The organism is Pantoea sp. BS_8 (assembly GCF_041954965.1).
GTDB classification, from domain to species: domain Bacteria; phylum Pseudomonadota; class Gammaproteobacteria; order Enterobacterales; family Enterobacteriaceae; genus Pantoea; species Pantoea stewartii.
In genome coordinates, this window is record NZ_JAVAXU010000001.1 from 615698 (window position 1) to 635007 (window position 19310).

The window sequence follows — 19310 nt, forward strand, 5'->3', positions numbered from 1 at the left end:
CAGATTATCTTCTACGGACCAGCGGTAATAATTCATCCATTTGTTTCTCAACGGCAACCTTCCCAGCCGCAATTGCTTCTTCTGCACGATGAAAATCCAACGTGGATATCTGTGGACAAAATGGCTGGATAAGCACATCAGGCGGATCGCCTGCCATCCGGTTTCGCTTCAGGCGATTTTCCAGCACCTGGATGGACGTGGCCATGATCTCCATGGCGCCCGGCATTTGCGAGGCCCGGCGCTGCGTAAAATTGACCAGACGCTGTCGCAGTTTCCCACGCCAGTCGAGATTGAGCGCCACAGCTGCCGCATGTTCTTCTGAACTCTGCGGCGTCAGCGCCATCGCATTCTGCGGCATCAGATGCGCGTCGTGCTGAAGATCGACAGCAATCACGACATCCGCCCCCAGCGCGCGCGTCAGGGAGATCGGTACCGGATTCACCACCGCACCATCCACCAGCCAATATCCATTGTAGCCGACGGGCGGTAATAAACCTGGCATACTGCAGGACGCACGTACCGCCTGATGTAATTCACCCTCGGTCAGCCACAGCTCGCGACCGGTACTTAAATTGGTTGCCACCACACCAAACGGCTTTCCGCACGATTCAATCGCGTCGTGCGTAATGAGTTGCCGGACATGGTTGAATACCCGTTCTCCGCGTAACAGTCCGCCTCGCTGCCAGGACAGATCCATCAGACGGATGACATCCCAGTAGCTAAACGCACTCACCCACTTTTTCATGTGCGGGAGACGATGATTGACGTAAGCTGCGCCCACCAGTGCACCGATGGAACAGCCTGCCACGACATCAATGTTGATACCTGCGCTCTCCAACGCTTCGATAACGCCAATATGCGCCCATCCTTTGGCGGCACCGGAACCCAGAGCCAATCCAATTTTTTGCTTTCTCATCTTACTCGGGTCCTGGCGTCAATACATGGCATCACACGCGTGGGTCGGATAAAGTAAACGATATCATTAACAATCACTGTTATTAACAGGAGAATGTGTGTCCGAATCTTGCCCATGCTGTAGCGGCAAGCAGTATAGCCTATGTTGTCAGCCCTTTGTTAAAGGAACAGAAATTCCCTTATCAGCTGAACAACTTATGCGCTCCCGCTACTGCGCTTATGTCAAACAAGACGTCGATTACCTCGTCGCCACCTGGCATCCCACCAGCCGCGTTCCGGCGCTGGCTGACTTAGTGACTGAAAGTTTCGCGGGTACTGAATGGCTCAGCCTGAACATCACACGTTGTGATGAGGGGCGCCACAAAGACGAATCTTTCGTCACTTTTTTTGCACGTTTTGCTGAAAACGGTGTTAATCGGGCGATGTACGAGCGTTCACGCTTTCTTCGCGAGGACAGTCGCTGGTACTATGTCGACGGAATGACGCCCGCCATCGGGCGCAACGATCGCTGTCCATGTGGCGCCGACAAAAAATACAAAAAATGTTGCGGTTAAGGCAGTTGCCTGCGTAACGGTTTTACCCTTAATGCTTTGACAGGACTCTGATTGAGATGCAAGCGCAAACCATGCAAAGAAAAGTTTTACGAACCATTTGTCCCGATGCAAAAGGTCTGATCGCCAAAATCACCAATATTTGTTACAAGCACGAACTGAATATCGTGCAAAACAATGAGTTTGTTGATCATCGCACCGGGCGTTTTTTCATGCGCACAGAGCTGGAAGGGATTTTTAACGACAATACTTTACTGGCCGATCTTGACAGCGCCCTTCCTCAGGGCTCGGTACGTGAACTGCACAGCGCAGGCCGTCGCCGCGTCGTTATTCTGGTCACCAAAGAAGCCCACTGCCTGGGCGACCTGCTGATGAAGAGCGCGTTTGGCGGGCTGGATATGGAAATAGCCGCCGTCATCGGTAACCATGAAACGCTGCGCTCGCTGGTCGAGCGTTTTGATATTCCGTTTGTGTTGGTCAGTCATGAAGGGCTTTCGCGTGAAGAGCATGATAATAAGATGGCGGACGAAATTGATCGTTACCAGCCAGATTATGTCGTGCTTGCCAAATATATGCGCGTGCTGACGCCGGGCTTCGTCCAGCGCTACCCGAATCAGATCATCAATATTCATCACTCGTTCCTGCCAGCCTTTATCGGCGCACGCCCTTATCACCAGGCTTATGAACGCGGCGTTAAAATCATTGGTGCGACGGCGCACTACGTTAATGACAACCTGGATGAAGGTCCGATCATTATGCAGGACGTCATCAACGTCGATCACAGCTATACAGCAGAAGAGATGATGCGTGCCGGACGTGATGTAGAAAAGAATGTGCTGAGCCGCGCGTTAGATAAAGTGCTGGGTCAGCGTGTGTTTGTTTACGGCAACCGCACGATTATTCTTTAACCGCCACGGGCGCTGGACTGGCTGACATTCCAGCGCTACGCGTAAAAAGTGGGCAAACGGTTCGTGATTTGCCTGAGTCCGCTTTACAGTCTGAATACATTTGGTATGATGCGCCCCGCTTCAGAGCACAACAATTCAGTCCCTGGTGGGATTCCCGAGCGGCCAAAGGGAGCAGACTGTAAATCTGCCGTCACAGACTTCGAAGGTTCGAATCCTTCTCCCACCACCATCTGAATCTGCTGCCTGAGCCTACAAATCATCCCCGGTGGGATTCCCGAGCGGCCAAAGGGAGCAGACTGTAAATCTGCCGTCACAGACTTCGAAGGTTCGAATCCTTCTCCCACCACCATCTCGCATTTAGCATCTTCATTCCGACATGCAAATCAGTCAGCCTGTTCTGTGCGAAAAGGGATAAGAACCTTTGTTCAGCGTTCGTGCCGGGCATCGCCTGAGAAAACGCCTCTGGAAACCACTCTGGTTTTCTGTTCCCGCTGACCATGGGTCGTGCTCTCTCGCCCGTGCTGTCCACCACTCGCTGAAATTGCCCTGCTCTGCCATGACATTTCCGGCAAAAATCGCTACCATCCTGCCTATCATTCGCTGAAGGTTATCTCATGAAATTTATTTCATTCAATATTAACGGCTTGCGGGCACGTCCCCATCAACTCGAAGCACTGGTCGAGAAGCATCAGCCTGACGTCATTGGTCTGCAGGAAACGAAAGTCCATGATGATATGTTCCCGCTCGAGGATGTGGCTAAGCTGGGCTACAACGTGTTTTATCACGGTCAGAAAGGCCATTACGGTGTGGCACTGTTGACCAAGGTTCAGCCGGTCTCCGTGCGTCGGGGGTTTCCGGGCGATGGCGAGGATGCGCAGCGTCGCCTGATCATGGCTGAAATCCCCAGCCCGATTGGCGATATTACCGTGATAAATGGCTATTTTCCGCAGGGCGAGAGCCGCGACCACCCGACAAAGTTTCCGGCCAAAGAAAAATTTTACCGCGATCTGCAAAGCTATCTGAGCGAGAGTCTTACGGCGGATAAGCCCGTGCTGATCATGGGCGATATGAATATCAGCAGCACCGACCTGGATATTGGGATTGGCGAAGACAGCCGTAAACGCTGGCTGCGTACCGGTAAGTGTTCTTTCCTGCCCGAAGAGCGGGAATGGATGGACAGGCTGTTAAGCTGGGGGTTGGTCGATACCTGGCGTGCGCATAATCCCGATACCTGTGACCGTTTTTCCTGGTTCGATTACCGTTCTAAAGGGTTCGATGACAATCGCGGTCTGCGCATTGACCTGCTGCTGGCCAGCACCGGGCTGGCCTCGCACTGCATTGAAAGCGGTATCGACTACGATATTCGTGGCATGGAAAAACCCTCTGACCATGCCCCGGTCTGGTCAACCTTCCGCTTCTGATAGCGCTGACGCGTGGTGCGCCCGCCCACCACGCGTTTTCTATTTCACTATTTTCCAGATCAGATTGTTCGTCCCCAGCGATTTTTCGTCACGCGCGCACTGTAACAGGACGCCTTCTGATTTCACGACTGCGCCCTCGGTATAATTGCGGTTTTCGAAAATACAGCACTGCATACAGTTCTGCTGATTATTTTGTCCCTGAGTCCAGGCTTCCCGCGGCATATCAACAATCACATCCGTATTAGTTCCGCCTGTAGACGGATGATAATTCGCCTGGGCCGGCCCACAGACAATCAGTGCGGCCAGCATGAGCAGTGCAGTTTTACGCATTATTCGGTTTCCTTAGTTTTACGCCGTGCTTTGCGCTGCGGACGTTTTTGTCCGGTGGACGGTAACCCACGAAACGCCTGTCCCGACGGTTGCTGCCGTGCCTGATGAATAAGCCCACTCAGCGTGTGCACCAGCGGTTGCATAAACTCATCGTAACGGCAGGCCTTTTCACTAATCCGTGTCAGTGTCGATTCCCACTGGGCGGTCATGTCCGGCCGGGCTGCCAGATCCGGTAACGAATGGATCAACGCCTTACCCGTGTCGGTAGAATGAATATAGCGCCCTTTCTTCTGTAAAAATGACCGGCGGAACAATAATTCTATGATCCCCGCGCGCGTGGCTTCCGTTCCTAAACCATCGGTCGCACGAAGCACTTTCTTTAATTCTTTATCCTGAACAAAACGCGCAATACCGGTCATGGCTGACAGAAGCGTGGCATCTGTAAAATGGCGAGGTGGCTGCGTTTGCTTGGCCAGCACCTCGCCGTGCTCACACAGCAGGACGTCCCCTTCCGCCACGACCGGCAGCGGCATGCCGTCATTTTCTTCATCACGCTCTTTACTGCCCAGCAAAGCACGCCAGCCCGCCTCAGCCAGAAAGCGGGCCTTCGCCACGAATTTACCGCCCGCAATATCCAGTTCAATAGTGCATTTACGAAACATCGCATCCGGGCAGAACTGCATCAGATACTGACGCGCGATCAGGCCATAAACCTGCTGTTCATTGTCATTCAGCCTGACAGCGCTGGCGCGTGCTGTGGGAATAATGGCATGGTGCGCATCCACTTTTTTGTCGTCCCAACAGCGGTTTTTACGATCGGCATCAAACTCCGCAGGCGGCGTCAGATCGGGCTGGTGAACCTGAATGGCATTCAGCACTGCGTGACGACCAGCAAAATGCTCATCGGGCAAATAGCGACTGTCGGAACGGGGATAGGTAATCAGTTTGTGGGTTTCATACAACCGCTGACAGATATCCAGCACCGCCTGCGCGCTCAGGCCAAAGCGTTTTGCCGCCTCAATCTGCAGTGCCGAGAGCGAAAACGGGAGTGGCGCAGTGTCGCTTTCGCGCTTATCACTGTATGCGGTGACACGCGCAGGCTGACCGGTAATGCGGGCAACCACATGCTCTGCCAGACTCCGCTTGAGTAAGCGCCCTTCTTCATCCTGCCAGGGCTCACAGGCTTCACTGGGGACCCAGTTGGCAACAAAGCGGATGTCATCTGGCGTCACGATATGCGCTTTAACTTCAAAATAGTCTTTCGGCACAAAGTTTTCGATCTCTTCGTCGCGGCGCACCACCAGCCCCAGCACGGGTGTTTGCACCCGCCCCACCGACAATACGCCATCGTAACCGGCATTACGGCCCATTAACGTCCAGGCGCGGGTCATGTTGATGCCATACAGCCAGTCCGCCCGGGCGCGAGCCAGGGCGGAAACACACAGGGGGATAAACTCACGGTTTTCACGCAGGCGACTGACTGCGCGTTCGACCGCCTGAGGATTGAGATCGTTGATCAGGCAGCGCTGCACCTTACTGCGTTTCTCGGCGGGCAGTTGCAGGTAATCCAGCACTTCGTCCACTAACAGTTGCCCTTCCCGATCCGGGTCACCGGCGTGAACCACTTCGTCCGCCTGCGCCAGCAACCCCTCAACCACTTTAAGCTGCTTAGCGACAGAGGGCCGCGGCTGCAGGCGCCACTTTTCAGGAATAATGGGCAGATCGGCCAGTGACCAGCGTGCATAACGGCCGTCATAAGCATCGGGCTGCGCCTGCTCAAGTAAATGCCCTATGCACCAGGTGACGACCTGATCATTGCCACAGGCAATGAATCCCTCACCGCGGCGGTGCGGTTTAGGTAACACATCGGCAATGGCCCGTCCGAGGCTGGGTTTCTCTGCTATAAACAAACGCATTAAATCGGGTAATCCTTAACGTCAGCGAACAACAATGATGGCAGCGCCTGCCCCGTGCACGACGACAGTGCAGGATCACGGCCTGGCGCCATCGGATGCAGGCAGCCGGTTTCCCCGGACACAGCACGCGGCGCTGCCAGTGAAGACAGCGCTATAGTAGCCTGGCGGCACGCTGCTGATAAGCGTGCCGGATCTGCGAGGAAACGCTTCGCTCATTACGTGCGCAGTTTACCGCGCATCGCGCGGTTCAGACAGGTTCAGAAATAGCGGACGAAGGGTGCCGTGTCGGGATGAACCACGGTGGTGCTGGACTTAAGCTGCGGCGTGCCCAGATAGAGGAAGCCCACAATCGCGTCCTGCTCACGGCAGCCGAACGCCTCACGCACCTGCGGATCGTCGGTCCAGACGCCGCTCCGCCAGATGCCATTAAAGCCCTGGGCGACAGCAGCCATCTGCATCGCCATCACGGCACAGCTGGCAGAGGCGATTTGTTCCCAGCGCGGTACCTTGTGATTGATCTCGCAGTGCGCCACGACGGTGATGATCATGGGCGCACGGAACGGCGCCTGACTGGCTTTATTGATGGCTTTCTCATCCATCTGGTTGTCCCGCGCCGCTTTTTCCAGTAGCTGACTCAGGCGATCGCGGCCTTCATTTTCAACAATAATAAATCGCCAGGGTTGCAGGCCGCCGTGATCGGGTGCGCGCATGCCCGCGCGCAGGATGTTATCCAGCGCTTCACCGCTGGGGGCCGGTTCCGCCAGACGCGAGGCCGAACGACGATTAACCAGTAATTCTAGTGCGTCCATGTTTTTCTCCTGACAGTAAAAGCACGGGTAATCCTGGCACAAGTGGATTTTTTGTAACAGTCCAGGGTGATTTCCTGCTGACTTTTGTTTCGCTGCTCTTTAGGATGAGGTCGTTAACGGAGACCTGGCCCGCCTGGTGGCTATTTCCGGCTATATCAAAATGGAGAATGTGATGCGCACACTGTGGCGAATAATTGCGGGTCTGTTCCGCTGGACCTGGCGAGTGTTGAATTTTATCAGGGAATGTATTCTCAACCTGTTTCTGGTTTTCTTAATTATTGTCTGTGTTGGGATCTGGCTTCAGATCAGCGGCTCAGGCAGCCGTTCCTCCGCCCCGGTACAGCAAGGTGCGCTAAAAGTGGATTTGACCGGTGTGCTGGTCGACAAACCCTCCGTCAGCAACCGTCTGAGCAAAATTGGTCGTCAGTTATTAGGCACCAGTAGCGATCGTCTGCAGGAAAATTCCCTGTTTGATGTAGTGGATGCTATTCGTCAGGCCAAAGGTGACAGCAATATTAAAGGTCTGGTTTTAGACCTGCGTGATTTTGCTGGCGGCGATCAGCCTTCTCTGCAATATGTAGGTAAAGCGTTACGCGAGTTCCGCGACAGCGGTAAGCCTGTTTACGCCTTAGGCGACAGCTATAGCCAGGCGCAGTACTACCTTGCCAGCTATGCGACGAAAATCTATCTGTCGCCACAGGGCACCGTTGATTTGCACGGCTTTGCCACCAACGGTCTCTACTACAAAACGTTGCTCGACAAGCTGAAAGTCAATTCACACGTTTTCCGCGTGGGCACCTATAAATCAGCCGTTGAGCCCTTCCTGCGTGACGATATGTCGCCAGCGGCGCGTGACGCAGATAGCCGCTGGATTGGCCAGCTCTGGCAAAATTATCTGAATACCGTGTCTGCTAACCGCCAGATTACGCCTGAGCAGCTGTTCCCTGGCGCTGCCGCTATTATCGCAGGTCTGCAGGCTGTTAAGGGCGATACCGGAAAATATGCGCTGGATAACAAACTGGTCGATGTGCTGGGCTCACGCGCTGACGCGGACCAGGCGCTTATCCAGGCATTTGGCTTCGATAAGCAAAACAACGATTACCGTAACGTCAGCATTTATGATTACAACGTTAAACAGGATGCCAGCCAGCAAAAAGGCAACATTGCCGTGATTCTTGCCAGCGGTGCCATAATTGATGGTGATGAAACACCGGGTAATGTGGGCGGCGATACGACAGCGGCGCAGATCCGCGATGCGCGACTGGATCCCAAAATCAAGGCCATTATTTTGCGGGTGAACAGCCCGGGCGGCAGCGTTACGGCGTCCGAAGCGATTCGTTCGGAACTGGCCGCAGCGAAAGCGGCAGGCAAACCGATTGTGGTCTCCATGGGCGGTATGGCAGCCTCGGGCGGCTACTGGATCTCGACGCCAGCCAGCTACATTATTGCCAGCCCCAGCACGCTGACCGGCTCTATCGGCATCTTTGGCGTGATTAACACGCTGGAGAACAGCCTGGCCTCGATTGGTGTGCATACCGATGGCGTCGCGACCTCACCCCTGGCAGACGTCGCAAGCACCAAAGCGCTGCCTGAGGAAGTGCAGCAACTGATGCAGTTGACCATTGAAAACGGCTACCACAACTTCGTGGGGCTGGTGGCGACATCGCGCCATAAAACACCGGAACAGATCGATGCCATCGCGCAGGGGCACGTCTGGACGGGCAGCGATGCCAAAGCCAATGGTCTGGTCGATGCGCTGGGCGATTTTGACGATGCGGTGAAAAAAGCGGCTGAGCTGGCGAAGGTTTCCCAGCCAGAGCTTGACTGGTATCAGGAAGATCCCGGCTTCCTTGACGTGATGCTGAATCAGATGAACGCGTCTGTTCAGGCCGTGCTGCCTGACACGATGAAAGCCTGGCTGCCTGCGCCCATGTACGATGTGATGAGCGCGATGAAGAATCAGCCCGGCCTGTTTGACCATCTGAACGATCCGCAAAACCGCTATGCCTTCTGCCTGAACTGCGGCGAAGTGCGATAAACCTCTCAGCCCGACTGCTTGTCGGGCTGCTTTTCCCTGCTGTTCCCCTTATACTGCCCGTTTTACGGCAAGTCTGAGTTTACCTATGCAAAAGAAAAATATTTACGTTGCCTACACGGGCGGTACCATCGGTATGCAACGTTCTGCTCAAGGTTATATTCCGGTTTCTGGTCATCTGCAGCAGGAACTGGCGAAGATGCCTGAGTTCCATCGCCCGGAAATGCCTGACTTCACGATTCATGAGTATCAGCCTCTGATTGACTCTTCTGACATGACCCCGCAGGACTGGCAGTCGATCGCCGAAGATATCCGGCTGAACTATGATCGCTATGATGGTTTTGTCATTCTGCACGGCACGGATACCATGGCATTTACCGCCTCTGCCCTGTCGTTTATGCTCGAAAATCTGGCTAAGCCGGTCATCGTTACGGGCTCACAGATTCCGTTAGCCGAACTGCGTTCCGATGGCCAACAAAACCTGCTTAATTCCCTTTACGTCGCTGCGAATTATCCCATCAATGAGGTGACGCTGTTTTTCAACAACACACTCTATCGCGGTAACCGTACCACTAAAGCGCACGCGGACGGTTTCAACGCTTTTGCGTCGCCCAACCTGTCAGCCTTGCTGGAAGCCGGGATTCATATCCGTCGTCTTAATACGCCGCCTGCACCTCAGGGCAAAGGCGAGCTGATTGTTCATACCATTACCCCGCAACCTATTGGCGTGGTGACAATTTATCCGGGCATCTCTGCAGATGTCGTGCGTAACTTTTTACGTCAGCCGGTTAAGGCGCTGATTTTACGCTCGTACGGTGTCGGTAACGCGCCGCAAAACGCCGAGTTTCTGTCTGAACTTCAGCAGGCCAGCGAACGCGGCATTGTGGTCGTCAACCTGACCCAGTGTATTTCTGGCAAGGTCAATATGGGTGGCTATGCCACCGGGAATGCTCTGGAGCACGCTGGCGTCATCAGCGGCTTTGATCTGACGGTTGAAGCAGCGCTGACGAAACTTCACTATCTGTTGAGCCAGGATCTGTCCAGCGATCAGATCCGCGCCAAAATGCAGCAGAACCTGCGTGGCGAACTGACAGACGACTAAGATGGAGTCAACGGCAATGAAACGGGCATTAATCATTATCGACATCCAGAACGACTTCTGCCCCGGCGGCCCAATGGCCGTCAAAGAAGGCGATCATACGGTCGAGGTTGCTAACCGCTACGCCCGTGCTTTTCATGAGAATGGTGAGTGCGTCGTAGCCCTGCAGGACTGGCATCCAGCCGATCACGGTAGTTTTGCTTCCGTATCCGGCGAACCTGTCTATACTCTCGGTGAACTCAACGGCCTGCCACAGATCTGGTGGCCGGATCATGGCGTGCAGCATTCTGCGGGGGCTGATTTTCATCCCGGACTTGATCGCAGCCTGTTCGATGCGGTTTTCCATAAAGGGCAAGATCAGGACGTAGACAGCTACAGCGCCTTTTTTGACAACGGACACCGACGCAAGACAGAACTGGACAGTTGGTTACGCGCACGCGATATCACGCATCTGGTCATGCTGGGCCTGGCGACGGATTACTGCGTGAAGTACAGCGTGCTGGATGCACTTGAACTGGGTTATCAGGTCGAGGTCGTGGCGGCAGGCTGCCGTGGCGTTAATCTCAACCCAGAAGACAGCGACATCGCGCTGGCGCAGATGGCGGCTCAGGGCGCCGTCATTATCTGAAAAAGGGCTGGCTATACGCCAGCCCTTTTTGCTCTTCCATACCATGCCCGCCTGTGCGTGGCTGACTGGCGACTTACCGCGCCATTAATGCAGATGAATGCGCGTGACGTCCGGTTCGATACCAAACTCTTCTTTCAACTGCTTTTTCGATTTGGTCACCATTTCGCCATTTTTGCCGATGGTCATATGCTGTGGCGCATCATTATTGCGCGCCTGCCACATCATAACCAACTGCAGGCTGTTATCACGCTGTTGCTGCGTCAGCGCCACTCCATCCGGCCATTTTCCGGTTTCAACGGCCGTCATCAGGCGTTCATAAATTTCAGGTGTCATAGCATCAAGCATGGCTTCAAGTTGCTGTTTCATTGTTAGCCCTTAATCTCGTCGCCTTGTGGACTGGTGAAGTTCAGCGAGGCTGAGTTCACACAGTAACGCTCACCGGTCGGCTGCGGCCCATCAGGAAAAACATGGCCGAGATGAGAATCACAGTTGCCGCAACGGATTTCAATACGCTGCATACCGTGCGAGTTATCTTCCAGATAACGAATAGCCTCATCGCTGACGGGCTCATAAAAACTCGGCCAGCCACAGCCTGAATCGTATTTCGTCTCTGAAAGAAACAAGGGCGCGTTGCACACCAGGCAGTGATAAATCCCTTCCTGCTTGTTATGCAGCAGCGCACCGCTGTACGGCGGCTCCGTGCCACGCTGTTGCGTGACATAGCGCTGCATCTCAGTTAACTGGGCGATTTTTGCGTCGGGTGCGGTTTCTTTAGGCATTTGAGCAATTCCGGGATGTCATTCTGAAAAAATCGACTAGTATTCTAACAAATGATCAACATTAGTCGGGTCTTTTTTTGTGCTCTGCCCTTCGGTCCGTATCTTACAAGGTGGATTTGTGATTTTGATCACCTTTTCTCTGGCATATCCCTATATATTCGGCGAAGGTTTCAACAGAGCACGATGTTCGCGGAAGCGCGCAAGCGGTTGCGCATCAAATAATTCCTGTTCGGTGGATTGACCTGTCGCAACAATTGACACGATTCCGCTTGACGCCTGGTAAGGTTTTTGTAATTTTACAGCCAACCTTTTATTCACTAACAACTAGCTGGTGGAATATATGACTATCAAAGTAGGTATCAACGGTTTTGGCCGTATCGGTCGCATCGTTTTCCGTGCTGCTCAACAGCGCTCTGACATCGAAATCGTTGCTATCAACGACCTGCTGGACGCTGACTACATGGCGTACATGCTGAAGTACGACTCTACTCACGGCCGTTTTGACGGCACCGTTGAAGTACAGGACGGCGCTCTGGTTGTTAACGGTAAGAAAATCCGTGTTACCGCTGAGAAAGATCCGGCTAACCTGAAGTGGGGCGAAGTGGGCGTTGACGTCGTTGCTGAAGCAACCGGTATCTTCCTGACCGACGAAACCGCACGTAAGCACATCACTGCTGGCGCGAAAAAAGTGGTTCTGACCGGTCCATCTAAAGATGACACCCCAATGTTTGTTCGTGGTGCTAACTTCGACAAATACCAGGGCCAGGACATCGTTTCTAACGCCTCTTGTACCACTAACTGCCTGGCCCCGCTGGCAAAAGTCATCAACGATAAATTTGGTATCGTTGAAGGCCTGATGACCACCGTACACGCCACTACCGCAACGCAGAAAACTGTTGATGGCCCGTCTCACAAAGACTGGCGCGGTGGTCGTGGTGCATCACAGAACATCATCCCGTCTTCTACCGGCGCCGCTAAAGCGGTAGGTAAAGTGCTGCCAGAACTGAACGGCAAACTGACCGGTATGGCATTCCGCGTACCTACGCCTAACGTTTCTGTTGTTGACCTGACCGTTCGTCTGGAAAAAGCTGCGTCTTACAAAGAAATTTGTGCCGCTATCAAAGCCGCGGCTGAAGGCGAGATGAAAGACGTGCTGGGCTACGTTGAAGATGACGTGGTTTCTACCGACTTCAACGGCGAAGTTCTGACCTCAGTATTCGATGCCAAAGCCGGTATCGCGCTGAATGACAACTTCGTTAAACTGGTTTCCTGGTACGATAACGAAACCGGTTATTCAAACAAAGTTCTCGACCTGATTGCGCTGGTTGCTGCTAAATAAGGCAGCCAGACACGAGACAATAAGGGTGACTTCGGTCACCCTTTTTTTGATCCCTTTACTATGGAGTCAGGCATGCAAGACAAACTCTTTTCCCTTCCCGTGGTTAAACAAATCACGCCTTATCTGTCGCAACGTCAGGTGGGTGAACTCCCGGTTATCATTGTCAGCCATCCGCGTGTACGGGCGGCCGTGACCTTACAGGGCGCGCATCTGATTGCCTGGCAACCGAGCGGTGAGAAGCCCGTCATCTGGCTGAGCGATAAGAGCCCTTTCCTGCCTGGTAAGGCGATTCGCGGCGGTGTACCGATTTGCTGGCCCTGGTTTGGACCGGCAGGAGAGCCTGCCCATGGCTTTGCCCGAAATCAGTCATGGACGCTCTCTGCGCATGATGAAAACGAAGACGGCGTGCTGCTGACATTTGTGCTGGAAAGTACCCCACAAACGCTGAAGCTGTGGCCGCATGACTTTACCCTTATCGCCCGCTTCCGTCTGGGCCAGCATTGCGAAATTGAGCTGGAAGCCTACGGTGATTATGAATCGACAGCCGCGCTACACAGCTATTTTAACGTGGCGGACAGTGCGAGCGTTGAGGTCACCGGACTGGGTGAACATTACATCGACAAGGTCAAAGATAACCAGCCGGGTCAGAGCGAGGGTAAACAGCGCTTTACCGAGCGCGTGGATCGTATCTTCACTGCGCCAAAAGACTGTTCAGTTATCAACGATCTGGCTGGAAAACGGCAAATTGAAGTGTACCACCATCACCATAGTGACGTTGTCACGTGGAATCCCGGTGTGGCGCTGTCGTGTAGCATGGCGGACATGCCAAATGAGGGTTATAAAACGATGGTGTGTGTTGAAACCGCGCGCATCAGCAAACCGTTGCGCAGTGCAGGCGACAAGCCTGCCCGACTGGCGACGACAATACGTTTGAAAAATAAGGCCTGAAGCGCGTTCAGACCACATCCAGCGGCAGTTTGTGTTGTGGCGGCGGAAAAGCCCTGTCGAGTCTGAGACAGTCCTCCTCGCTCAGGGTAATGTCCAGCGCAGCCGCATTTTCACGAACATGTACCAGTGAACTGGCTTTAGGGATGGCAAGGACATCGCCATCCCGAATCGCCCAGGCCAGCAGAAGCTGTGCCACGGTGATGCCTTTTTGGCGGGCAATTGCGTTCAGAGCGGGGTCGGTAAACAGCTGACTGCGTAACCGACCGGCCTGTGCCAGGGGACAATACGCCATGACCGGCATCGCGCGCTGGCGACAGAGCGGTAGCAAATCGTATTCAATACCGCGGGAACCCAGATGATAAAGCACCTGATTGGTGGCACAATTTTCGCCACCCGTTTCGGCCCACAGGGCGTCCATGTCCTCGCTGTCGAAGTTTGAAACACCCCACGCACGAATTTTGCCCTGCTGCTGCAAAGTCTGCATCGCGCTGATGGTTTCGTCGAGTGGCACACTGCCGCGCCAGTGCAAAAGATACAAATCAATTCGATCCGTTTGCAGACGACGCAGGCTGGCCTCGCAGGCGGCGATGGCATCCTGTTTCCCGGCATTCCATGGATAAACTTTCGATACCAGCAGGGCCTCATCACGCCGTCCCTTCAGGGCATCGCCTACCACTTCTTCGGCGCCACCCTCTGCATACATTTCAGCGGTATCCACCAGCCGCAAACCGGCATCCAGCCCTGCCTGAAGCGCACTGATTTCCTGTTGCCGGCTGGCGGGATCCTCCCCCATATACCAGGTGCCAAGACCGATTGCCGGAATCTGACGCTGACCTGCAATATCGATATATTTTGTCATCGGGTTCTCCTGCACTAAATGGGGGCATATGCACCCTGATAGAGCACAGCCTGCACTCCCAGGGTGCGCCGCATCAGAAGGTATAGCTGACGCCTGTCCAGACCGTAAACTGTCCGCTTTTATCAACCATCGGACTGTCTTTGATTTCGCTGGCAAAGCGGGTGTAACGCCCTGAAAGACTGGCATTCCACTGCGGGGTAATGCTGTAGCTGGCGTTCATTTCCACATAAGGCGACCAGCTGTCATCCGGATGATAACGACGAATTCCGGTCCGATCGCTTTCGTTACCCGATACGCCATAGTAGTAGCGGTTTTGATTCGCGCTGTTCCACAATGCACCAATTCCCGGCGTAAAGGTAAAGTCGCCAAAGCTGAAACGGTAAAGATAGGTCAAATCCCAGACGATACCGTTGCTGTTGTTAAGCACATCGCCTAACAATGAGGTCCGTATGATGCCCCAGTCATCCGTGTGCCGGTAAGTCACCCCGCCCATCAACGTCATCCGGCGCTTATCCAGCCCCTTCATATCCCCCAGATCATTGTCATCCGGGTCGTATTGCTGCGGCGAACCCAACAGCGACAGAGAGAGCTGATCCTGTGGGTCTTTCCACACGTAATAGCCACCCTGCAGGGTGTTAAACCAGAATTTTTCCCCTTCGTAATTGATGATGGGAACAGGCAAATAGCGGTCCTGTCCACCATGATAAGGTGACTGCGCATAAATCACTGATGCACCGAGTGATAAGGGTGCGGCTTGTACTGACTGGCCCAGAAAATAACAAGGGATAAGTGCAATAAGCACGTTAAGTTTGAATTGGTTCACAATTTATTCATTCCATAAATATAACAATCACACATAGAGTCTAACGCTTTTTACAGACTGAATTAACCTTATATCAAAATCATCTACCGCGTTTGCCGCAGAATGTGGCATAACCGGGTTGAAGGCATCACAGAACGGGGGTTAACTGAGGAAAAACGTTTCGCAACAAAATGATTTTGTTATTGATATGTGGCTCACTAATCAAAAATCTATGATGAAATTTCCTGAATGCCTTCTACAGTTAAACTTAATACCCGAGTTTTTGTACTTACCAAGTAACCATAAAAGTTGTGCATCCCGATAAGAACGATCAGGTTGGCATAAGGGTTGCTGTAGTAAACAGATTAATATCTTCCGGGAGCTGTACGAGCACTGATTATTGCTCCTTTACCTGTGCTAAAAACGAAAGGACGGGCATCGCTATGAATATATTCGATCACTATCGTCAGCGTTATGAAGCTGCCAAGGACGAAGAGTTCACACTGCAGGAATTTCTGACTATCTGTAAACAGGATCGCAGTGCATACGCCAACGCAGCAGAGCGACTCTTAATGGCTATTGGTGAGCCAGTAATGGTCGACACTGCCCAGGAGCCACGCCTTTCCAGAATCTTTTCTAACCGGGTTATGGGACGTTACCCAGCGTTCGAAGAGTTTTACGGTATGGAGGAAGCGATTGAGCAGATCGTTTCCTATTTGAAACACGCAGCGCAAGGCCTTGAAGAGAAGAAGCAGATTCTCTATTTACTGGGTCCGGTGGGTGGCGGTAAGTCCTCCCTGGCTGAGCGCCTGAAATCGCTGATGCAACGCGTCCCTATCTACGTGCTCAGCGCCGACGGCGAACGCAGTCCGGTCAACGACCATCCGCTGTGCCTGTTCAACCCGCAGGAAGACGCTAACATTCTGGAAAAAGAGTACGGCGTACCGCGTCGCTACCTTGGCACCATTATGTCGCCCTGGGCCGCCAAACGTCTGCATGACTTTGGCGGGGATATTACACGCTTTAAAGTCGTTAAAGTCTGGCCATCGATTCTTGAGCAGTTAGCCATCGCCAAGACAGAGCCGGGCGATGAGAATAACCAGGATATCTCTGCGTTGGTCGGTAAGGTCGACATTCGCAAACTTGAAAACCACGCGCAAAACGATCCTGATGCCTACGGTTACTCTGGCGCACTGTGCCGGGCCAACCAGGGCATCATGGAATTCGTTGAGATGTTTAAAGCGCCGATTAAGGTTCTGCATCCTCTCCTCACCGCCACGCAGGAAGGAAACTACAACGGTACGGAAGGGATTTCAGCCCTGCCGTTTAACGGCATCATCCTGGCGCACTCAAACGAATCCGAATGGGTGACCTTCCGCAACAATAAAAACAACGAGGCTTTCCTCGACCGTGTTTACATCGTTAAAGTGCCTTACTGCCTGCGCGTGTCTGAGGAAATTAAGATTTATGAAAAGCTGCTGAATCACAGTGAGCTGTCCACTGCGCCTTGTGCACCTGGCACGCTTGAGACGCTGGCGCGCTTCTCTATCCTGTCGCGTCTGAAAGATCCCGATAACTCGAGCATCTATTCGAAAATGCGCGTGTACGATGGTGAAAGCCTGAAGGATACCGACCCGAAAGCGAAATCCTGGCAGGAGTACCACGATTATGCGGGCGTGGACGAAGGCATGAATGGCCTGTCGACGCGTTTCGCCTTTAAAATCCTGTCACGCGTGTTTAACTTTGACCATGCTGAAGTTGCCGCCAACCCGGTGCACCTGTTCTATGTGTTGGAACAGCAGATTGAACGTGAGCAGTTCCCACAGGATCAGGCGGAAAAATACCTTGAGCATCTCAAAGGCTATTTAATTCCTAAATATGCGGAGTTTATTGGCAAAGAGATTCAAACAGCTTATCTGGAATCCTATTCCGAATATGGTCAGAATATTTTCGACCGTTATGTAACTTATGCGGATTTCTGGATTCAGGATCAGGAGTATCGCGATCCGGATACCGGACAATTATTTGACCGTGAATCGCTGAATGCCGAGCTGGAGAAAATTGAGAAGCCTGCCGGGATTAGTAACCCTAAAGATTTCCGTAATGAAATTGTCAATTTTGTGCTGCGTGCAAGAGCGCATAATAATGGCAGAAATCCCAACTGGACCAGCTATGAAAAACTCCGTACGGTCATTGAGAAAAAGATGTTCTCCAATACCGAAGAGCTGTTGCCGGTTATCTCGTTCAACACCAAAACCTCTACGGATGAGCAGAAGAAACACGACGATTTTGTCGATCGCATGATGGAAAAAGGCTATACCCGCAAACAGGTTCGCCTGCTGTGTGAATGGTATCTGCGCGTGCGTAAATCGTCCTGATCAAAGTCTGTAAGCAAACCGGTGCGGGACAGCACCGGTCATATTAAGGTCGGGCCAGCCCGGCCTGCTTGCAATGTAGTTTGGGGGAACATCATGGCCTATTTTATCGATCGCCGACTGAACGGTAAAAACAAGAGTGCGGTTAATCGCCAGCGCTTCTTACGTCGTTACAAGTCGCAGATTAAGCAGTCGATTTCCGAGGCCATTAACAAACGCTCGGTAACCGACGTCAGCAGTGGCGAATCCGTCTCTATTCCCGTAGATGATATCAATGAACCCATTTTTCATCAGGGGCGTGGTGGACAACGTCATCGCGTTCATCCAGGCAATGATCACTTCGTGCAAAATGACCGTGTTGAACGCCCACAAGGCGGGGGCGGTAGCGGTTCAGGTCAGGGAAATGCCAGTCAGGATGGTGAAGGTGAGGATGAATTTGTTTTTCAAATTTCCAAAGATGAATATCTGGATCTGCTGTTTGAGGATCTGGCGCTGCCCAATCTGCGGAAAAATCAGCACCGCCAGTTGAATGAGTACAAAACGCACCGTGCCGGATTTACCTCGAATGGCGTTCCCGCCAACATCAGCGTGGTCCGTTCTTTACAAAATTCCCTGGCCCGACGTACTGCGATGACGGCAGGTAAGCGCCGCCAGCTCCATGAGCTTGAGGATGCCCTCAGCGAAGTAGAAAAGTCAGAGCCCGCTCAGTTACTCGAAGAGGAACGCCTGCGCAAGGAGATTGCCGAACTGCGCGCGCGCATTGACAGAGTGCCCTTTATTGACACCTTTGACCTGCGCTATAAAAACTTCGAGAAGCGGCCCGAGCCTTCCAGTCAGGCGGTCATGTTTTGCCTGATGGATGTCTCCGGCTCGATGGATCAGGCGACGAAAGATATGGCAAAACGCTTTTATATTTTGCTCTATCTGTTCCTCAGCCGGACTTATAAAAACGTCGAGGTAGTCTACATCCGCCATCATACTCAGGCCAAAGAGGTCGATGAGCAGGAGTTCTTCTATTCGCAGGAAACCGGCGGCACCATCGTCTCCAGCGCACTGAAACTGATGGATGAGGTTGTGAAGGAGCGCTACGATCCGGCGCAATGGAATATCTACGCCGCGCAGGCGTCGGATGGTGACAACTGGGCAGACGATTCACCGCTCTGCCACGAGATTCTGGCAAAAAACCTGTTGCCGGTGGTGCGTTACTACACCTACATCGAGATAACACGTCGCGCGCATCAGACCTTATGGCGCGAATACGAACATCTGCAGTCAATGTTCGACAACTTTGCGATCCAGCACATCCGGGAGCCCGAAGATATTTATCCTGTGTTTCGTGAGCTGTTTCACAAACAGGCAATGGAAGCCTGAGACACTAAGCCGACGCCCAGTCGGCTTTTTTTATTGTATTTATAACCTCTTAAAATGCGGTCTTGCCTGCTGCAAGCTATCTAACTCCCCTATTAGCCTTGTTAACTGGGATTATCCAGTGCATTAGCAATTAAGATAAATTGCAAAATGACAATGACAACTCATTGATAAAAAATTATCTTGCAGACATAGCATGGATGTTTCTACACCTTAGTTAACATTGTC

18 protein-coding genes and 2 tRNA genes are annotated in these 19310 nt (G+C 52.9%); 12 read left to right on the top strand and 8 right to left on the bottom strand.

Features of this window, described 5'->3' with window-relative positions; all coding sequences use genetic code 11:
* Window positions 1-4: 4 nt before the first annotated feature.
* Window positions 5-916, bottom strand: a complete 912-nt coding sequence (rssA, locus tag RAC65_RS02830) for a patatin-like phospholipase RssA (RefSeq protein ID WP_039343037.1) — start codon at window positions 914-916, stop codon at window positions 5-7.
* A 97-nt stretch (window positions 917-1013) separates the two neighbouring features.
* Here rssA and RAC65_RS02835 point away from each other — a divergent pair, with 97 nt between their 5' ends.
* From RAC65_RS02835 to xthA, 5 genes are all read left to right on the top strand, one after another.
* Window positions 1014-1469, top strand: coding sequence for a YchJ family protein (locus RAC65_RS02835; RefSeq protein WP_006119404.1), 456 nt, complete (start codon window positions 1014-1016; stop codon window positions 1467-1469).
* Between the two features lie 56 nt (window positions 1470-1525).
* Window positions 1526-2374 (top strand): formyltetrahydrofolate deformylase, encoded by an 849-nt coding sequence (gene purU, locus RAC65_RS02840; protein ID WP_006119405.1) that lies wholly within the window; start codon window positions 1526-1528, stop codon window positions 2372-2374.
* A 144-nt stretch (window positions 2375-2518) separates the two neighbouring features.
* Window positions 2519-2603 (top strand) — tRNA-Tyr (locus tag RAC65_RS02845).
* A gap of 35 nt (window positions 2604-2638) precedes the next feature.
* Window positions 2639-2723 (top strand) — tRNA-Tyr (locus RAC65_RS02850).
* A 265-nt stretch (window positions 2724-2988) separates the two neighbouring features.
* Window positions 2989-3795, top strand: a complete 807-nt coding sequence (gene xthA / locus RAC65_RS02855) for an exodeoxyribonuclease III (protein WP_054633684.1) — start codon at window positions 2989-2991, stop codon at window positions 3793-3795.
* 39 nt (window positions 3796-3834) lie between these two features.
* Here the strand turns inward: xthA and RAC65_RS02860 are convergent, their stop codons facing one another.
* The 3 genes from RAC65_RS02860 to RAC65_RS02870 all read right to left on the bottom strand — a co-directional run bounded on the left by RAC65_RS02860 (window position 3835) and on the right by RAC65_RS02870 (window position 6850).
* Window positions 3835-4125, bottom strand: coding sequence for a YnjH family protein (locus RAC65_RS02860; protein ID WP_006119407.1), 291 nt, complete (start codon window positions 4123-4125; stop codon window positions 3835-3837).
* A complete protein-coding gene (locus tag RAC65_RS02865; protein WP_375096327.1) occupies window positions 4125-6041 on the bottom strand; it encodes a DNA topoisomerase III in 1917 nt (638 codons plus the stop codon). Before RAC65_RS02865 ends, RAC65_RS02860 begins: the two co-directional genes overlap by 1 nt.
* Window positions 6042-6298: 257 nt before the next feature.
* A complete protein-coding gene (locus RAC65_RS02870; protein ID WP_006119410.1) occupies window positions 6299-6850 on the bottom strand; it encodes an NAD(P)H nitroreductase in 552 nt (183 codons plus the stop codon).
* Window positions 6851-7022: 172 nt separating this feature from the next.
* Here RAC65_RS02870 and sppA point away from each other — a divergent pair, with 172 nt between their 5' ends.
* From sppA to pncA, 3 genes are all read left to right on the top strand, one after another.
* Window positions 7023-8888 carry a signal peptide peptidase SppA gene (gene sppA, locus RAC65_RS02875; RefSeq protein WP_039343039.1) on the top strand — a complete coding sequence of 622 codons (1866 nt, stop codon included), beginning with the start codon at window positions 7023-7025 and terminating at the stop codon, window positions 8886-8888.
* Between the two features lie 85 nt (window positions 8889-8973).
* On the top strand, window positions 8974-9987 hold the full coding sequence (ansA, locus tag RAC65_RS02880; protein ID WP_033741878.1) for an asparaginase: 1014 nt from the start codon (window positions 8974-8976) through the stop codon (window positions 9985-9987).
* 16 nt (window positions 9988-10003) lie between these two features.
* A complete protein-coding gene (gene pncA, locus RAC65_RS02885; RefSeq protein WP_006119415.1) occupies window positions 10004-10612 on the top strand; it encodes a bifunctional nicotinamidase/pyrazinamidase in 609 nt (202 codons plus the stop codon).
* Between the two features lie 84 nt (window positions 10613-10696).
* Here the strand turns inward: pncA and RAC65_RS02890 are convergent, their stop codons facing one another.
* Together RAC65_RS02890 and msrB are read right to left on the bottom strand one after the other, a co-directional pair.
* Window positions 10697-10978: a YeaC family protein gene (locus tag RAC65_RS02890; RefSeq protein WP_006119416.1), complete on the bottom strand. Its 282-nt coding sequence runs from the start codon at window positions 10976-10978 to the stop codon at window positions 10697-10699.
* A 2-nt stretch (window positions 10979-10980) separates the two neighbouring features.
* Window positions 10981-11391: a peptide-methionine (R)-S-oxide reductase MsrB gene (msrB, locus tag RAC65_RS02895; protein ID WP_006119417.1), complete on the bottom strand. Its 411-nt coding sequence runs from the start codon at window positions 11389-11391 to the stop codon at window positions 10981-10983.
* 340 nt (window positions 11392-11731) lie between these two features.
* Here msrB and gapA point away from each other — a divergent pair, with 340 nt between their 5' ends.
* Complete coding sequence (gapA, locus tag RAC65_RS02900) at window positions 11732-12730, top strand: glyceraldehyde-3-phosphate dehydrogenase (RefSeq protein WP_006119418.1); 999 nt, start codon at window positions 11732-11734, stop codon at window positions 12728-12730.
* 72 nt (window positions 12731-12802) lie between these two features.
* On the top strand, window positions 12803-13678 hold the full coding sequence (locus RAC65_RS02905) for a D-hexose-6-phosphate mutarotase (protein ID WP_039343042.1): 876 nt from the start codon (window positions 12803-12805) through the stop codon (window positions 13676-13678).
* Between the two features lie 7 nt (window positions 13679-13685).
* Here RAC65_RS02905 and RAC65_RS02910 read toward each other — a convergent pair whose 3' ends face one another.
* Both RAC65_RS02910 and RAC65_RS02915 read right to left on the bottom strand, forming a co-directional pair.
* Window positions 13686-14537, bottom strand: coding sequence for an aldo/keto reductase (locus RAC65_RS02910; RefSeq protein WP_172912566.1), 852 nt, complete (start codon window positions 14535-14537; stop codon window positions 13686-13688).
* Window positions 14538-14610: 73 nt separating this feature from the next.
* Entirely contained in the window at window positions 14611-15360 is a 750-nt protein-coding gene (locus RAC65_RS02915; protein ID WP_375096328.1) for a MipA/OmpV family protein, read from the bottom strand.
* 422 nt (window positions 15361-15782) lie between these two features.
* Here RAC65_RS02915 and yeaG point away from each other — a divergent pair, with 422 nt between their 5' ends.
* Both yeaG and RAC65_RS02925 read left to right on the top strand, forming a co-directional pair.
* Window positions 15783-17717 (top strand): protein kinase YeaG, encoded by a 1935-nt coding sequence (gene yeaG / locus RAC65_RS02920; protein ID WP_006119423.1) that lies wholly within the window; start codon window positions 15783-15785, stop codon window positions 17715-17717.
* 93 nt (window positions 17718-17810) lie between these two features.
* Window positions 17811-19085 (top strand): YeaH/YhbH family protein, encoded by a 1275-nt coding sequence (locus RAC65_RS02925; RefSeq protein WP_006119424.1) that lies wholly within the window; start codon window positions 17811-17813, stop codon window positions 19083-19085.
* Window positions 19086-19310: the final 225 nt, after the last annotated feature.